Origin of the sequence: Streptosporangium minutum, from assembly GCF_002149035.1 — a bacterium.
GTDB classification, from domain to species: Bacteria; Actinomycetota; Actinomycetes; order Streptosporangiales; family Streptosporangiaceae; genus Streptosporangium; species Streptosporangium minutum.
In genome coordinates this window covers 22,291-35,727 of the sequence record NZ_NGFP01000068.1, presented here as the reverse complement: position 1 = coordinate 35,727, position 13,437 = coordinate 22,291, and the positions used below count along the sequence as shown (strand labels likewise).

Annotated in this window: 15 protein-coding genes; 10 read left to right on the top strand and 5 right to left on the bottom strand. The window is 71.6% G+C overall.

The features are described from left to right. The 5 genes from modA to CA984_RS16865 form a co-directional block, all read left to right on the top strand. Positions 1 to 662 (top strand): molybdate ABC transporter substrate-binding protein (gene modA / locus CA984_RS16885; RefSeq protein ID WP_086573322.1); only part of this gene is annotated, 662 nt, incomplete at its 5' end. A 5-nt stretch (positions 663 to 667) separates the two neighbouring features. After that, positions 668 to 1,516, top strand: coding sequence for a molybdate ABC transporter permease subunit (gene modB / locus CA984_RS16880; RefSeq protein ID WP_086573308.1), 849 nt, complete (start codon positions 668 to 670; stop codon positions 1,514 to 1,516). Beyond that, positions 1,513 to 2,544 carry an ABC transporter ATP-binding protein gene (locus tag CA984_RS16875; protein WP_086573305.1) on the top strand — a complete coding sequence of 344 codons (1,032 nt, stop codon included), beginning with the start codon at positions 1,513 to 1,515 and terminating at the stop codon, positions 2,542 to 2,544. The genes modB and CA984_RS16875 overlap by 4 nt, the downstream gene beginning before the upstream one ends. A gap of 200 nt (positions 2,545 to 2,744) precedes the next feature. Further along, complete coding sequence (locus CA984_RS16870; protein ID WP_086573303.1) at positions 2,745 to 3,086, top strand: hypothetical protein; 342 nt, start codon at positions 2,745 to 2,747, stop codon at positions 3,084 to 3,086. 11 nt (positions 3,087 to 3,097) lie between these two features. Further along, the gene (locus CA984_RS16865; protein ID WP_086573319.1) at positions 3,098 to 3,583 is read left to right on the top strand and encodes a hypothetical protein; all 486 of its coding nucleotides are present in this window, start codon (positions 3,098 to 3,100) and stop codon (positions 3,581 to 3,583) included. A gap of 102 nt (positions 3,584 to 3,685) precedes the next feature. Here CA984_RS16865 and CA984_RS16860 read toward each other — a convergent pair whose 3' ends face one another. The 5 genes from CA984_RS16860 to CA984_RS16840 all read right to left on the bottom strand — a co-directional run bounded on the left by CA984_RS16860 (position 3,686) and on the right by CA984_RS16840 (position 7,250). Next, positions 3,686 to 4,474 (bottom strand): maleylpyruvate isomerase family mycothiol-dependent enzyme, encoded by a 789-nt coding sequence (locus CA984_RS16860; RefSeq protein WP_086573300.1) that lies wholly within the window; start codon positions 4,472 to 4,474, stop codon positions 3,686 to 3,688. Between the two features lie 182 nt (positions 4,475 to 4,656). Next, entirely contained in the window at positions 4,657 to 5,562 is a 906-nt protein-coding gene (locus tag CA984_RS16855; protein ID WP_086573297.1) for an LLM class flavin-dependent oxidoreductase, read from the bottom strand. A 135-nt stretch (positions 5,563 to 5,697) separates the two neighbouring features. After that, a complete protein-coding gene (locus CA984_RS47195; RefSeq protein ID WP_086573295.1) occupies positions 5,698 to 5,928 on the bottom strand; it encodes a hypothetical protein in 231 nt (76 codons plus the stop codon). An 84-nt stretch (positions 5,929 to 6,012) separates the two neighbouring features. Continuing rightward, positions 6,013 to 6,477, bottom strand: coding sequence for a MarR family winged helix-turn-helix transcriptional regulator (locus CA984_RS16845; protein ID WP_207620901.1), 465 nt, complete (start codon positions 6,475 to 6,477; stop codon positions 6,013 to 6,015). Between the two features lie 125 nt (positions 6,478 to 6,602). Beyond that, a complete protein-coding gene (locus tag CA984_RS16840) occupies positions 6,603 to 7,250 on the bottom strand; it encodes an O-methyltransferase (protein WP_086573292.1) in 648 nt (215 codons plus the stop codon). Between the two features lie 327 nt (positions 7,251 to 7,577). Between CA984_RS16840 and CA984_RS16830 the strand changes: the two genes are divergently transcribed. The 5 genes from CA984_RS16830 (at position 7,578) to CA984_RS46240 (ending at position 13,418) form a co-directional block, all read left to right on the top strand. Beyond that, positions 7,578 to 8,582, top strand: coding sequence for a hypothetical protein (locus CA984_RS16830; RefSeq protein ID WP_086573286.1), 1,005 nt, complete (start codon positions 7,578 to 7,580; stop codon positions 8,580 to 8,582). Between the two features lie 370 nt (positions 8,583 to 8,952). After that, positions 8,953 to 11,001 carry a vWA domain-containing protein gene (locus CA984_RS16825; protein ID WP_133061693.1) on the top strand — a complete coding sequence of 683 codons (2,049 nt, stop codon included), beginning with the start codon at positions 8,953 to 8,955 and terminating at the stop codon, positions 10,999 to 11,001. Then, the gene (locus tag CA984_RS16820) at positions 10,998 to 12,578 is read left to right on the top strand and encodes an extracellular solute-binding protein (protein ID WP_086573281.1); all 1,581 of its coding nucleotides are present in this window, start codon (positions 10,998 to 11,000) and stop codon (positions 12,576 to 12,578) included. Before CA984_RS16825 ends, CA984_RS16820 begins: the two co-directional genes overlap by 4 nt. A gap of 147 nt (positions 12,579 to 12,725) precedes the next feature. Further along, positions 12,726 to 13,100: a DUF2267 domain-containing protein gene (locus CA984_RS16815; protein ID WP_086573279.1), complete on the top strand. Its 375-nt coding sequence runs from the start codon at positions 12,726 to 12,728 to the stop codon at positions 13,098 to 13,100. Between the two features lie 147 nt (positions 13,101 to 13,247). Then, entirely contained in the window at positions 13,248 to 13,418 is a 171-nt protein-coding gene (locus CA984_RS46240; RefSeq protein ID WP_165781287.1) for a hypothetical protein, read from the top strand. The last annotated feature ends 19 nt before the right edge of the window (positions 13,419 to 13,437 follow it).

The following is a 13,437-nucleotide window of genomic DNA, read 5'->3' as shown; positions in this document are numbered from 1 at the left end:
CGACGCTGACGGTGTTCGCCGCCGCGTCGCTGACCGGCACGTTCGGCGAGCTGGGCAAGGTCTTCGAGGCCGCCCACCCGGGCACGGAGGTGAGGTTCAACTTCGGATCCAGTGCCACGCTGGCCCAGCAGATCGTCCAGGGCGCCCCGGCCGACGTGTTCGCCGCCGCCAGCCCCGCCACGATGAAGACCGTCACCGACGCCTCCCTGGCCGCCGGCCCGGCCACGTTCGCGCGCAACAAGCTGCAGATCGCCGTCCCGGCCGACAACCCGGCCGGGGTGGACGGCCTGGCGGACCTGGCGGACCCGAAGGTCAAGGCCGCCCTGTGCGCCGCCCAGGTGCCGTGCGGCGCGGCGGCTGTCAAGGCGCTGGACGCGGCCGGGCTCAAGGTCACCCCGGTCACCCTGGAGCAGGACGTCAAGGCCACGCTGACCAAGGTGTCGCTCGGCGAGGTGGACGCCGCCCTGGTCTACCGGACCGACGTGCTCGCCTCCGGCGGCAAGGTCAGGGGCATCGACTTCCCCGAGGCGGACGAGGCGATCAACGACTACCCGATCGCCGCGCTGTCCAAGGCGCCGGAGCAGGCCGGGAGGTTCGTCGAGCTGGTCCTGTCGCAGCAGGGCAAGGACGTGCTGACCGAGGCCGGCTTCGAAGCTCCTTGAGTGACATGACACCCTCCACGACGTCGGCCGGCCGGGACGGCGCACCGCGCCGCTCCGGCCCGGCGGGCGGTACGGCGGGCCGCCTCCCGTGGGTGCTGGTCCTGCCCGCCGTGCTCGGCATGGCCTTCCTGGTGCTGCCGCTCGCCGGGCTGCTGGTGCGCGCGCCCTGGTCCACCCTGGCCCGGCGGCTGGCCGAGCCGCAGGTGCTGGAGGCGCTGCGGCTGTCGCTGGTGACCGCGACCCTGGCCACGCTGCTGTGCCTGCTGCTCGGCGTGCCGCTGGCGTGGCTGCTGGCCCGCGTCGCCTTCCCCGGCCGTCGCCTGGCGCGGGCGCTGATCACCGTCCCCCTCGTGCTGCCTCCGGTGGTGGGGGGCGTCGCGCTGCTGCTCGTGCTGGGGCGGCGCGGCCTGATCGGCCAGTGGCTGGACGCCACCTTCGGCATCACCCTGCCGTTCACCACCGCCGGGGTGGTGATCGCCGAGGCGTTCGTCGCCATGCCGTTCCTGGTCATCAGCGTCGAGGGCGCGCTGCGCGCCGCCGACCTGCGGCTGGAGGAGGCCGCCGCCACCCTGGGAGCCTCCCGCTGGATCATCTTCCGCCGCGTCACCCTGCCCCTGATCGCGCCGGGCGTCGTGGCGGGAACCGTCCTGTGCTGGGCCCGCGCGCTGGGCGAGTTCGGGGCCACCATCACCTTCGCCGGCAACTTCCCCGGGCAGACCCAGACCATGCCGCTGGCCGTCTACCTCGCCCTGGAGACCGAACCCGAGGCGGCCATCGTGCTCAGCCTCGTCCTGCTGGCCGTCTCCGTCGTCATCCTGGCCAGCCTGCGCGACAAGTGGACGGCCGGCCCATGACCCTGCGCGCCCGTCTCGTCGTCGCCCGGCCCCGCTTCCGCCTGGACATCGACCTGGAGGTCGCCTCCGGCCAGGTCGTTGCCCTGCTCGGCCCCAACGGCGCGGGCAAGACCACCGCGCTGCGCGCCCTGGCCGGGCTCACCGCCATGGACGGCGGCCACATCACCCTGGGCGGCGCCCCGCTGCACACGTTCGCGGCCGAGCGCCGCCCGATCGGCGTGGTCTTCCAGGACTACCTGCTCTTCCCGCACCTGTCGGCGCTGGACAACGTCGCCTTCGGCCCGCGCTGCCACGGCGCCTCCAGAGCCGACGCGCGCCGTACGGCCGCCGCGTGGCTGCGGCGCGTCGGGCTGGCCGAGCACGCGGACGCCCGGCCCCGGCAGCTGTCGGGCGGTCAGGCCCAGCGCGTCGCCCTGGCACGCGCCCTGGCCGTGGAGCCGCGCCTGCTGCTGCTGGACGAGCCGCTGGCCGCCCTCGACGCCCACACCCGGCTGGAGATCCGCTCCCGGCTCCGACGCCACCTGGCAGACTTCGACGGCGCCGTCGTCCTGGTCACCCACGACCCGCTGGACGCGATGGTGCTCGCCGACCGGCTGGTGGTCATCGAGAACGGCGCCGTCGTCCAGCAGGGCACCCCGGCCGAGGTGGCCCGCCGCCCGCGCACCGACTACGTCGCCCGCCTGGTCGGCCTCAACCTCTACCGGGGCACCGCCACCGGCCAGCAGGTCAAGGTCGGCGACATGCTCCTCAGCGTCGCCGACCACCTCGACGGTCCCGCGTTCGTCGCGTTCTCACCCGCCGCGGTCGCCCTGTACCGCACCCGCCCGGACGGCACCCCGCGGAACCTGTGGCAGGCCACGATCGAGGGGCTCGAACGGCACGGCGACAACGTCCGCATCCACCTGGAGGGGCCGCTCACCGCCTCGGCCGACGTCACCCCCGCGGCCGTGGCCGACCTCGACCTGAGTCCCGGCCTGCGGGTCTGGGCCTCCGTCAAGGCCACCGAGACCCACGCCTACCCCGCGTGAACCGGGCCCGGCCGGAGGGCCGCGACCCCATGCGCCGGTCACGCGCGGGCGTTCTCCCGCACGACCGGCGGCACCCGGCGCATCCGTCGCACCAGAACACCTTCAATCTCAGCTGATTTTCATGCCTCACAGAGGTTGATCTGAGACGACGTGGCCAGTCTGGAAGTGACCGGTAAGGACGTCACGCTGGACGGAGCACGGTGAAATCAGGGAAAACGGAGCTGGCTCTGGCGGCACTCGCCGCCTGTGTCTCACTCACCGCCTGCGGCGGATCGCAGGCGGAGCAGACGCCTGCCCCTACGGCCACAGGCGGATCGATCCAGTCGGGAAAGGTCTCGGCGAACACCGCAAGCGAGGCCGAGATCGCCGCCGCCCTCAGGACCGCCGGCGTGTCCAACCCCGAACGGTGGGCGAAGGAGGTCGTCGAGTACCGGCCCTACGCCGCCGATGACAAGGACCTCACCTCGCTGCGCGAGAACCTCGCCAAGTACAACCCGGGTCAGGACACGGTGAACAAGATCGTATCGGCGCTGACGCCTTGAACGGCGACCTCGTGACACTGCGCCGTGGTCTCATCGCCCTGACCGTGCTGAGCATCCTCGGCACCGCCTTCGAGCTGGCCACCGAACGCCACTGGCAGACCTGGGAGCAGCTCCTGCCCTGGGGCGCGCTGGTCCTCCTCGCGGCAGGGGTCGCGCTGCCGGCGCTCCACGACTCCCCACGTGTGGTCCTCGCGGTCCGGGGGCTCGCGGTGGCCGTGCTGCTGGTGGCGCTGTTCGGCGTCTACGCCCACGTGGCCGTCAACCACGAGGCCGGCTTCCTCGACCAGCGGTACGCCGGCACGTGGGGGACCCTCCCCGCCCTCTCCCGCTGGTGGTACGCCCTGACCAAGTCGGTGGGGCCCACGCCGCCCCTCGCGCCCGGCATGCTCGCCCAGACCGCGTTCCTGCTGCTGCTGGCCACCCTCGCCCGCCGGACGAGCGGAAGGAACGGACCGTCCGCGCCGGCGGTCGTCCACCGGCAGTCCCATCCGTCGTAGGGGCATGGAGCGATCCGACGGGGAGGGACCGCGCACTCCATGGTTCGCGCACCTACCGGGTCATCGCCGGGGTGCGGCGGCCCCTGGCCTGCTCGGCCGGGCTCAGCCGAGCGAGGCCCGCTCCAGCCAGAAGTCCAGCAGCGCCGGATCGCCCAGCACCTCCACCCGCTCGCTGTCCGCCGGCAGCCGCCGGTAGAAGACCCGCAGGACATCGGTGAGCGGGCCGCGCAGCGCGACGGTGGCCTTCGCGTGGCCGCGGCGCCAGGTGAAGCCGTCCGCCCCGAACTCGATGAGCCACTCGGCGTCCAGCTCGGCGCCGGTGTCGGTCGCGTGGAGGTGGATGCTCCTGCCGGGGCCGCGCAGCTCGGCGAGGGCGGGGGAGCCGCCGGCCTGCTGGCCGCTCAGCAGTTCCAGGAACTCGTCGACGGCGTCGGCCGCCACCTCGGGGGCGACGGTGAAGCCGGCGCCCACCGCGGCGGCCGCGTCGGCGCGGTGGATCACCAGGTCGTGCAGCCCGCGGCGGACCCAGAAGGCCGTGCTCCCCTGGAACGTCCAGATCCGCGCCTCGGCGTCGGGGCCCGCCTCGCGCAGCGCGCCCGCGTATCGCGCGGCCCCCTCGGCGAGCCAGGCGTCCAGCTCGGCCGGGTCGTCGCCGTCCGGTCCCGCCACGCCGGGGACCTGCTTGCCGGGGTCGTCTACGGTCTCCCCGGTCCGGACCGCCGTCTCGCCGGTGCGGAGATTGCCGCCGATGTGCCGGACGAGCCCGGCGAGCGTCCAACCGGGACAGGTCGGCACGTCCGTGGACAGGTCGGCGCCCTTCAGGAGCCCCCTGAGCAGGTCGGTCTGGATGATGATCTCGTCGCAGTAGCGGTCGTGCCCCAGGAGTGCCATGCGCCTGCCAATGTCTCGATGATGCTTGCCGTCCCGCCATTCTCCGGGCCTTCCCCGTCTCCGTGAAAGACGGCGGGGCCGATTAGGGGGTGCTGATCGCCGGAAGCGGGACGACGGGCTCCCCTTTCCCCGGCGGAGGCCGGGGGCCGATGAGCGTCGGGGAGCGGCATGCGACCGGCGTACTACTTCGCGATCGCCTCGCGGACGGACGGGACGATCTCCCGGCCCCAGCGGGCCAGGGAGGTGAGGTCGAGGGCGCTGTGGCCGGCGGAGAAGAGCGTGAAGCCCGACGCGCCGTGCTCCAGCACGGCTCCGGTCAGTTCCTCGACCCACTGGCCGACGGAGCCGCCGACCCAGCGGCCGTCGCGGTCGCGGGTGGCGGGCAGCGGCCGGTCGGTGATGCGTCCGGGGAAGTTGAAGACCGTGCGGATCTCGCTCGGGTCGCGGCCGACGGCTGCCGCGGCCTCGTCGATGACGGGCCGCGAGGTCCGGTAGCGCTCGCTGAGCCAGTCGGCTGCGTGGCCGGGGATCCAGCCGTCGGCCACGCGGCCGGTGGCGGCCAGGGATTTCGGGCCGACCGATCCGGTCCACACGGGAGGCGCGGCGACGGGAGCGGGCTCGATCCGGTTCACCCGGTAGTGGTTGCCCTCGTAGGTGACCGGAGGGCCGCCGCCCGACAGCAGCTTGACCAGGACGATCGCCTCCTCGAAGGCGTCCACGGCATCGCCGGCCGTCAGCCGCGGCACTCCCATGTCGGCGATGCGATCCCACAACCCGCCCGCGCCCATGCCGAGCACGATCCGGCCGCCCGACAGCGCCGACAGCGACGTCACGGTCCTGGCCAGCATGGGGGCGGGTCTGGTCGGCAGGTTGGTGACGTTGGCGAAGCCGGCGATGTGCTCCGTACGCCCGAGGATGAAGCCGAGCGCGGCGTAGGCGTCCAGGCGCTCGCCGATGTAGGGATGGTCCGACAGGGTGAAGATGTCGAGCCCGTCCCGGTCGGCCTGCTGGGCCATGCGCAGCAGCTCGGGTATGTCGTCGATGCTGGAATGCGCGCCAAAACCGAAGACGATGTCATGTGCGGACAATGTTCTGCCTTTCCGCGGGCACGGTTCATGATCGTGTGGCTGTCCTGTTCGGACGTTTCCGTCCCGGAGCTCATCGCACCCAGGACGGGCCGGGACACCGGCGGGCCGCTACGGCCGAGCTGGACGCAGTGCGTGTCAGGCGGCGCCGAACTGCTCGGTGAAGCGGCCGGTGAACAGGCCGGCCCCCTTGTACGCCGAGACCGTCTCGTCCAGGGCGATGGCCGGGCCCGTCGGGGGTGGGCAGCCCGCCGGGTTGACGAACGCGTCACGGGGGCCGATGAGGACGACGTCGGCCTCCGGGTCCAGTGCCTTGGCGACCGCGGAACCACCGTAACCTCCACCGATGACCACAACTACACGACTCATGATTCACGCTCCAGCACAGAAAAAGTTAAGTTCGCGCCACGAACAATATTAGTTCGCGGCACGAACTGCAACTCCTTCTCGGGCTCAGTGCGTGAGATCCGGCTCCATGAAGACGGCGGGAACCTTGTTGTCGGTCACGACGCGGCCGAGCAGGGCGGCGAGCATGTCGCGCTCCGCCGGGGCGAACCCGGAGATCAGCTCCTCGACGCGGCGGCAGGTCCCGGTGTAGAACTCGTCGGCGAGCTTGGCGCCCTGCCTGGTGAGCACCACCGTCACCGCCCGGTGGTCCTGGGGGTCGGGTCTGCGCTGGACCAGGCCGTTGCGCTCGCTGCGATCGACCAGGCCGCTCAGGCTCGACTTGGCCAGGCCGAGCACCGCGCCCAGCTCGCTCATGCCGTACGGCTGCGCCATCAGGACGCACAGCAACTGGCCCTGCTGCTGGGTGAGGCCGTATTCGCGGGCGGAATCGGCGTACACGGCATTGACCAGGAACGTGGACCGCACCAGCGCGGCCACCGTCCCGATCTGGCCGTCGGCATGCTTGCTCATCGGCTCACAGTAACAAATTCGTGGGACGAACTACCGCTTCCGGGCACAGCCTGATGAGAACCCGCCCGGCCGGCGGTAATTCCTCCCCGCTCATGGGATTCGCGGGGTCGGGGGCTTACGGGGGTTCAGCGCTTACGGGCGAGGGTGACGCCGTCGCGCACGGGCAGCATCACGGAGTCGACGCGCTCGTCCCCGATGACGGTCTCGTTCATCTGGCGCATGGCCGCGTCGGCCTCGTCCTGGAACGCCGGATCGAGCACGCGGCCCCCGCGCAGCACGTTGTCGAGGACGATCAGGCCGCCAGGGCGCAGCCGTACGACCAGCTCCTCGTAGTAGAGGGGGTAGCTGACCTTGTCCGCGTCGATGAACGCGAAGTCGACGACCGGCTCGGCCGGGAGCGCCCGCAGGGTCTCGACCGCCGGGGCGATCCGCAGGTCGATCCGGTCGGCCACGCCGGCCCGGTCCCAGTAGCGACGGGCGATCGAGGTCCACTCGTCGCTGACGTCGCAGGCGAGAAGGCGGCCGTCCTCGGGCAGGCCCCGGGCGATGCAGATCGACGAGTAGCCGGTGAACACCCCTACTTCGACGGCCCGCCGCGCGCCCACCAGCCGGACCAGCATGGTGAGGAACTCGCCCTCGTCGTGGGAGATCTGCATGCCCGCGGAATCGGGGAAGGCCTCCCGCGTCTCCGCGGCCAGCTCGCGCAGCAGGTCGTCGGCGGGTGTGCAGTGGGAGAGCAGATAGTCGTTCACGGCGGGGTTGACAATGTCCACGGTGTCTCCTTCAGATGTTCTTCGCACGGCGGGGCGCCGGCCGGCCGCGAGTGCTTCGCGGCGCCGGGCGCGGGAGGCGGCGGCAGACGGCGTCCCGCACCCCGGTCGGACAGCCCGCTGATGAACCTTACGGGCTGCCGCTCGGCCTCCACAGAGCCCGCGTCCCCGATCTTCCCGCGGAGCGGCGGCCGTCCGCCGCCGGAGCGCCCGGCCTCCGAGGTCGCCGCGATGATCGCGGGCGTGGTACGGCCCGGCACCGGCATGACCGCTGTCTCGGCAGGCGGCTGCCCCTCGCCGGCCGGCCCCCATCCGATCTAGAGTCGGACCGTGAAGGTCGGGGAGGCGCGGGCGGTGGCGGCGCGCTGGGTGGCGGGCCATCGGGTGCCCGGCTTCGCGGGCGCCTATGTCAGCGGCTCGGTCGCCTGGCGCCCGGTCGGAGCAGAGCTTCCGGCCACCTCCGACGTGGACCTGATGATCATGGTGAGCGGGGAGGTCCCGCCCAAGCTGGGCAAGTTCCGGCATGAGGGCCTGCTGCTGGAGGTCAGCTACGCGCCGTTGCAGCCGGCGGAGAAGGTGCTGGCCTCGCCGGCCTTGGCGCCTGGGTTGAGCAGAGGCGTCCTTGTGGCCGATCCGGATGGATCGCTCGCCGCGCTGCATGCCGCTGTGGCAAGGGATTTCGCCCGCCCGTACTGGGTCCGCGCCCGATGCGCGGCGCTGGAAGGCCGCATCGAAGCCCTGACCCGGTTCGACATCAGCCGGCCGTTCGCCGAGCGGGTGCTCTCCTGGGTGTTCCCGGCCAGTCTGCCGACGCTGGTGGTCCTGACGGCCGCCGGCGTCAACCCGACCGTTCGCCGCCGCTACGTGGCGGCCCGAGAGATTCTCACAAGGTACGGCGAGGCCGCGTTCTATGAGGAGCTGCTCGGCTGGCTCGGGTGCGCGCACCTCTCCGCAGCTCGGGTCGCCGCGCACCTGGAGCGGCTGACCGACGTCTACGACCGCGTGCCGTACGACCTGGCAAGGCCGTACGGGAGCGACCTCACCCCCGAAGCCCGGCAGATCTCCATCGACGGCACCCGCGAGCTCATCGAGCAGGGCCTGCACCGGGAGGCGGTCTGGTGGATCGTCGTCACTTTCGCGCGGTGCCTGACCTTCGCCCCCCACGGCACCGCCGCCTTGCAGGAGTTGCTCGACGACCTGGGGGTCGGCACGCCGGCGACGATGCGGCAGATGGCCGGCCGGGTGGTGGCCGGGCTGCCGAGGCTCCGGCAGGTGCGCGAGGCGCTCATGAGCCGACGCGAGATGGACCCGGCATCGCAGACGGACGCGACGTGATGACGTGACTCCTGCTGATCGGGCGGCGTATCCGGTTCCCCTCGTCTGATGCCTGCCGGGCTACGGCGGGGTGCGCGGTGCCGGCGATGAAGCCGCTGTCGATCTGCCGGTTGCCGGTCGAATGGCGACGATCCACTATCTGAGCATTTTATGACAACAAATATTGATATATAGGGAAGTGCAAAACGCGCATATATCTACATTTGCCGCAGGCGCTCTGGAAAGGATAAAGGAAATCCGGCTATCCGCCGCGCCAGGCGAATGAGGCGATTAGGATTTAACGCGATTGGCGAGGTGAAGGGGGATCACCTCCCGTCCCAGATCGTTGTGAAGCTCCGTCGTCGAAATCATCGAACAGGCAGTGGTCTCCATGGCCGGATCCTCTCCCTCCCCGCCCGGCGACGGCTCGCCGGGGCCGGACAGGGACCCGTCCGGCCTCACCCCCGCGAAGCTCAGGGAGGTCGCGGTCACCGCCCTGATCGGCGGCGGCGTCACCGCCCTTTTCACCGTGCTTGTGGAGGGCATGCGGGCACTGGGCACGGGTCTCACCCTGCTCACCAGCGCGGTGATCGGCCTGGCCGTGGCCGTTCTCCTGACCCTGGGGCATTTCTCCAGGTTCCTCCGCCGGCTGCTGGAGCCGGTGAAGCGGATCGTCGCGCGCCGCCGTGCCCCGGCGGCGGCCGGGACCGGCGGCCCGGAGCGGCCGCCGAGCCGGAGACGTCAGCGGCTGGAACGGGCCGTGCTCAAGCTGTCGGCCGGTTACGTCGGAATCCTGTTCGGCGCCGCCGTCGTCATGGTCCCGTGGGGAGCCGTCAAGGGCGGGGTGTGGCTGAGCCACAGAATCCGGCCCCCGGACTGCGAGCGGCCACTGGAACTGCGCGTCGTCACCGCTCCCGAGAACGTTCCCGCCCTGCGCGAGAGCGTCGCCCTGTTCATCCGGAGCAGGCTGGTGGACGGCTGCGCGCCGTACGCGATCTCGGTGGGGGTGGCGCCGTCGATCGGCGAGCTGGCCTACGCCCTCGGCGACAACTGGTACCGCGACGACGTGCGCCAGGAGGGGGGCGAGCCGTTCCGACGCCTCTACGGCCCGCGGGCCGACGCCTGGATCGCCACGAGCACCGGTGAGGCCGACCTGGTCTCCGACGAGATGAAGGCGGGCGGCGCCACGCTGCGCATCGGCCCGACGGTCGCGTCCGACCGCCTGGTGATCGGCATGATCAGCGGACGCGCCGAGGACATCAGGGAGAGGCTCCCGCTGGAACGGCCCGGCAGCCACAGCCTGCGGGACCTGTGGACCGCCATCCGATCGGACTCCGGCATGTCGGTGAGCTATCCGCAGCCCGAGCTCTCCACCGCCGGGCTCGCCGCGGTCTCCGACCTCCTGCTCCTCGACGACGCGGCGGACGACGCGGCGGACGACGTGGTGGATCGGGAACAGCGGGGGATCGTCGCCGAGAACGTCAGCTCCCTGCTCTGCCAGTTCAAGACCGCGACTCAGGGAGCCGGGGGCGAGAACCTCGCCCGGAGCCTGGCCGTGGTGGTCCCCTTCCACAGCCTGACGGACTACAACAACGGGAGGTTCAACGACCCCCGCTGCCCGGAGGGGGCGTCGAGCGGAAGGAACAAGCTCCGTGAGTTCTCCTCTCCGGGGCTCTCCAGGCTGGACTACCCGTTCGTCACGATCGACTGGCCGAACGAGCGGAGCGGGGAGCGCGCGGCGGGGCTCGGCCTGTTGCGCGGATGGCTGACCGCCCACCCGCTCTTCGGCGACGGCGCCGGCGCTGGGGGAAGACCGGAGACCGGAGCGGCCGTGCGCGGGCTGAAGGATCTGAGAGACGCCCAGAACGAGTTCTTCGACCTCCTTCCCCGCGTCGACGCCGAGATCGCCCTCGACGTGTCCGGCTCGATGGCCGCCCCGCCCCGGTCCCTGCTCGTCCGGCTACGCGAGGCGTTTCCCGACGTCAAGCCCGTGATCACCCCGCGAGACGACCTCACGCTGAGCTCCTTCTCCAGGATCGGCGGGAGGACCCGGGTCAGGCAGCTCCAGCCGTCGGTGAGCCGTGAGGAGTTCGACCAGCTCACCAAGAGCGTCATCGGCGCGACGGGACGCGGCTCCGACGCCCCCGTGTCAGACATGATCATGAATCTGAACGGGCGTGCCGGCTCACCCGGGCGCGCTCTCGTCGTCATGACCGACGGAGGCGTCTTCGACAACGAGCGGCGGGGGGAGAGCATCGGCGGGACGCTCGCCCGCGCGCCCCACGTCACCGACCTCTACGTCCTGGCTCTCGGCGACAACGGCTGCGACCGCTCACCCCCGCGGCGCGGGAAATACCGGGCCTGCGTCGAGACGGGCCCCGACATGCAACAGGCGCTGAGACATCTGATCTCCAGCATGCGCGGAAAGGCCCGGCGATGAGCGTGACACGACGCCCGCGCGAACTGCTCCGCCGGTTGGATCCGGCCCAGCGCCGCTGGGGCGGCGCCGGGCTGGTGGCGGGGCTGGCCCTGGCGTCGGTGCTCGTCTCCCTCGCCGGGAAGGGCGCCCCGCCGTCCGTCTCCTCCTTCACCGGCTGCGGAGGGCCGAACCGGCTCACCGTGGCGACCGGCGCCGACATCACCGCCGGGAGCTTCCGCCGCGATCTCATCGAGGAGTGGAACCGTACGCACACCACCCAGGTCACGCTGGTGGAGGTGGCCGACCGCACCGACGAGGAGCGGGCCGAGATGGCGGGCCGGGCCCGGCTGGGGAGCTGCGCCTACGACGTGTTCTCCGTGGACGTCGCCTGGATGGCCGAGTTCGCCCGCAGCGGCTACATCCGCCCCTACCCCCTCGACCCCGGAGAGGCCAACCGCTACGTGGACAACGTTCTGGAAGCCGGCCAGGTGGACGGTGTCCAGTACGCGGTGCCCTTCGTCACCGACGTGCCCCTCCTCTTCCACCGTCGTGGCGTGCCCGTGCCCACCACGACGGAGCAGCTCTGGAAATACGCCGCCGAGAACGGCGGATACTCCGTACAGCTCGGTGACTACGAGGGAGGGACGGTCAACCTGCTGGAGGCGATCCTGTCCGCGGGCGGGAGGGTCACCGACGGCGAGCGGATCGTAGTGGACGAGAAGGATTCCGGTGAGCGCGTGCGCCAGGCGCTCTCCCGCTGGCACGCGCTGCTGGAGAGAGGGGTCCTGGCGCGCGGCTCGGAGAACTTCTCCAAGGAAGACACCTTCAGCACCTTCCGGAACGGATTCCTGGAGCGGGGGTCGAGGAACTCCGTGGAGGAGAGCAGCCTCCAGGCGTTCCGCGATGACGACGTCGCCTACATGCGCAACTGGCCGTTCGCGTTCCATCGCCTGGCCACGGACCGTTCGATGTACGACGACCGGGGACGCCTGCGCTTCGGCATGGCGGCGCTACCCGGGGCCGGCATCCTCGGCGGGTTCAATCTGGCGATCTCCGCGCATTCCGACAACCCGGCCAAGGCCAGGACACTGATCGACTTCCTGACCGGGCACGACGCGCAGATGAAGCTGTTCGCGTGCAGCGGGTATCCCCCCGTCCTCGAATCCGTCTACGACGAATACGGAAAGGATCCGCGCACCTGCGGCCAGTTGCTGGCCCCCACCGCCGGGACCGGCTCCACCGCCGGGACCGGCTCCACCGCCGGGAAGGGCTCCGCGGCTCCGACGGACGGTCCCGCCTCCGTGCCCGCCGGAGAGGACACCGAGCTCACCGGCCCCATGCTCCAGGATCTGGCGGCGAAGATCCACCAGGCCCTGCTCAGAGCCGAATCGCGTCCGCAATATTCCTACTACGCCGCCTTCAGCGAGGTGTTCCGTTCGTGCGCCCGCGCGGTGGTCACCGGCGACCTGCTCGCGAAGGAGCTGGATCTCTCCCGGTTCGCCGACGCCCTGCGCGACGCGCGGCAGGGCAGAGCGCCCGAGGAAACGGTCAGATCGCTCGCCCACTGCGGGAAACCCGAAGGACGGCAGGGGCAGTGAGAYCCSGAGGRCGGCGGGAGGCGGGTGAACGATGGCCGCGGTGGCCCGCGCGTCCCCGTCCGACCCCCTCTGGCCAGGGCTGATCCCGTCCCGGACGTTCGATCCCCGCGCCGGCCGGGAAGGCTAGCCGGTCAAGGGGGGATCGATGTGGAATGCAAGGAGTTCTTCCAGACGGTGGCGGAGCGTGCCGGTCAGTCGCGGGAGGAGGCGGCGGATCTCACCCGCGCGACGCTCGGCGCGCTGGGAGAAAGGCTGAGCGCGGGGGAGGCCCGCCGTCTCGCGCTCCAGCTCCCCGAGCCGCTGCGGGAATCGCTTCCCGTGAGGGACAAGAGCGAGCAGTTCGGGCTCCACGGGTTCGTCGTGCGGGTGAGCAACCGGACCGGGCTGACCATGCAGGAGGCCACCGGCGGCGTCCGCGCCGTCCTCACGACGCTGCGCGAGACGATCCCCGACGAGGTCTTCGACCATGTCATGTCCCAGCTCCCCGATGACTTCCAGGAGATGGTCGAGCCCACGACCTGACGGGAGAGGGCCGCCCGCGCCGTGCTCCCAGCATTCCGGGCGGTCTCGGCCCATTGGTCATGCGCATGGCGGACCTCCCTAAAGGCCGACTCTCTCTGCCAGGCCATGCCTTCCGAACCGCGGACTCAGGTGCCTAAAGTCGGTGGTATGACGGTCACCATCGGTCTTGCCGGTGCGGGGCGCCGGACCGCCGTGGCCGCGCGCCGGGGCACGGCGGTGCTGCCGGAGCGACCCGTCGCGAGCGACCTCGCCGGCGCCGCGGACCTGGCGGTGGCCGCCGCGCGCACCATCTCGCAGGTCGCGCTGACACCGGCCTGATCGTCGGAGAGTCCTGAGC

What these genes read in the sequence shown, in the direction of transcription:
- modB (WP_086573308.1), top strand. Translation starts at nt 668, where the DNA reads ATGACACCCTCCACGACGTCGGCCGGCCGGGACGGCGCACCGCGCCGC.
- CA984_RS16875 (WP_086573305.1), top strand. Translation starts at nt 1,513, where the DNA reads ATGACCCTGCGCGCCCGTCTCGTCGTCGCCCGGCCCCGCTTCCGCCTG.
- CA984_RS16860 (WP_086573300.1), bottom strand. Translation starts at nt 4,474, where the DNA reads ATGGCACTCCTGGGGCACGACCGCTACTGCGACGAGATCATCATCCAG.
- CA984_RS47195 (WP_086573295.1), bottom strand. Translation starts at nt 5,928, where the DNA reads ATGAGTCGTGTAGTTGTGGTCATCGGTGGAGGTTACGGTGGTTCCGCG.
- CA984_RS16845 (WP_207620901.1), bottom strand. Translation starts at nt 6,477, where the DNA reads ATGAGCAAGCATGCCGACGGCCAGATCGGGACGGTGGCCGCGCTGGTG.
- CA984_RS16825 (WP_133061693.1), top strand. Translation starts at nt 8,953, where the DNA reads ATGGCCGGATCCTCTCCCTCCCCGCCCGGCGACGGCTCGCCGGGGCCG.
- CA984_RS16820 (WP_086573281.1), top strand. Translation starts at nt 10,998, where the DNA reads ATGAGCGTGACACGACGCCCGCGCGAACTGCTCCGCCGGTTGGATCCG.
- CA984_RS46240 (WP_165781287.1), top strand. Translation starts at nt 13,248, where the DNA reads ATGACGGTCACCATCGGTCTTGCCGGTGCGGGGCGCCGGACCGCCGTG.